Below are 1,416 nucleotides of genomic sequence, written 5' to 3'. Positions count from 1 at the left end.
CGCAAGGGGGCGACGCAGTGCCCGACCGCTGGCGCCATGGGTATTGGCCGCATCGGCTGGCTCGGGCTGGCGGAGTAGAGGGCATGATCGCTGACCCGGCCGCCCTCAACCGTGCCCAGCGCTTGGAAATCGCCCTGCGCGCCGCCCTCGGCACCTGGGTCACGGATCGCTACCTGCGCGCCGTCGCCGGCGAGCATTTCCGCCCCGCGCTGTGCGACCTGCGCGACAGCCTGCACCCGGCCGAGACGGTCGAGACGCGGCGCGCGCACGGCTTCGATCCGGCCTGCACGGCGTATCGGCTGGTGGGGGCGGCGCGGTGACCATGCTCGTCAACCACGCCCTCTCCCTGGCCGACGAGATGGACGAGCTGGTGCCGCCGGCGAGCCCCCCGCGGAAGAAGCGCGGCGCGCCCGAGCGCCAGGTCATGCGGACCATCATCGCGTGGGTCGAGGCGGTCGTGCCCGGCGCCATCGTCCACCACTCGCCCAACGAGGGCATGGCCCACAGCGAGATCCACCGCGCGATCCGTGCCGGCGATGGCGTGCGGAGCGGCTGGCCCGACCTCGACATCCGCGCGCCGGGCGGCATCGCCGTGCTGATCGAGGTGAAGGCCCCGCGCGGGGTCCTGTCGGATGAGCAGGACGAGATGATCCGCCGCCTCCGCGCCCTGGGCCACCACGTCGGCGTCGCGAACAGCATCGAGACCGCCCGATGGGTGCTGCGGCAGGCCGGCGTGCGCACCATCGAGGCCGGCGACCATCCGGCGCGCGAGGCGGTGTTCCGCGTCGCCAAGCCGCGTAGTCCGCGCCTGCCGAGGGAGGCGGTGCCGCTGTGAGCCGGAACAGGATCAACGCCCACCAGCGGCGCGCGCAAATGGCTCGCCTCAAGAAGTGGTGGGCCGGCGAGTGCGCCTATTGCGGGCTGCCGGGCGACACCCTCGATCACATCATTCCCTGCGCCTACGGCGGCGACAACAGCCTCATGAACAAGGTGCTCGCCTGCAGGGCCTGCAACGAAGGCAAGGACCGCATGACGGCCGAGGAATACCTCGGCAACTCCACGTATCGCCTTCGCCGTATCCGCGCATGGCAGGTCTACGTCACGGGCCTCTACGCGGAAGCGGAGCATCAGGTCGCCGCCAAGCGCCGGTCGGCCGAAAGCGAGGCGCCGCTCTGATGGCCATCTCCATCCACACCGGCCTGCCCCGCGCGCCCGAGGAGATCGCGGAGAACAACGCGTGGCTGGAGGCGCGCGGGCTCAAGTCCGCCCCGCCCCCGAAGCGCAAGCGCACCTCCAAGCCCCGCACGGCCAAGCCCACCAAGGCCCAGCTCGCCGCGCAGGCGAAGCGGCAGGCGGCGTGGAGGGAGCGGTGAGCCTGATCCCCGTCATCGTCCACCCGCTCGACGTCGCCGGCCG

The 1,416-nt window shown here is 72.3% G+C and carries 4 protein-coding genes; all 4 read left to right on the top strand.

Annotated elements, in window-relative coordinates; all coding sequences use genetic code 11:
- The first annotated feature begins 83 nt into the window (after positions 1-83).
- The 4 genes from M0638_RS28020 to M0638_RS28005 are packed head-to-tail and all read left to right on the top strand — an operon-like array spanning position 84 to position 1,373.
- On the top strand, positions 84-320 hold the full coding sequence (locus M0638_RS28020) for a hypothetical protein (protein ID WP_248670244.1): 237 nt from the start codon (positions 84-86) through the stop codon (positions 318-320).
- A 2-nt stretch (positions 321-322) separates the two neighbouring features.
- Positions 323-835 (top strand): VRR-NUC domain-containing protein, encoded by a 513-nt coding sequence (locus tag M0638_RS28015; protein ID WP_248670245.1) that lies wholly within the window; start codon positions 323-325, stop codon positions 833-835.
- The gene (locus tag M0638_RS28010; protein WP_248670243.1) at positions 832-1,176 is read left to right on the top strand and encodes an HNH endonuclease; all 345 of its coding nucleotides are present in this window, start codon (positions 832-834) and stop codon (positions 1,174-1,176) included. Before M0638_RS28015 ends, M0638_RS28010 begins: the two co-directional genes overlap by 4 nt.
- Entirely contained in the window at positions 1,176-1,373 is a 198-nt protein-coding gene (locus M0638_RS28005; protein ID WP_248670242.1) for a hypothetical protein, read from the top strand. Before M0638_RS28010 ends, M0638_RS28005 begins: the two co-directional genes overlap by 1 nt.
- Positions 1,374-1,416 lie beyond the last annotated feature (43 nt).

It is taken from the genome of Roseomonas acroporae (assembly GCF_023223525.1).
In the GTDB taxonomy this organism is placed as follows: Bacteria; Pseudomonadota; Alphaproteobacteria; order Acetobacterales; family Acetobacteraceae; genus Roseomonas_E; species Roseomonas_E acroporae.
Note: the sequence above shows the minus strand (reverse complement) of the source record. Positions and strands in the feature narration are given on the sequence as shown.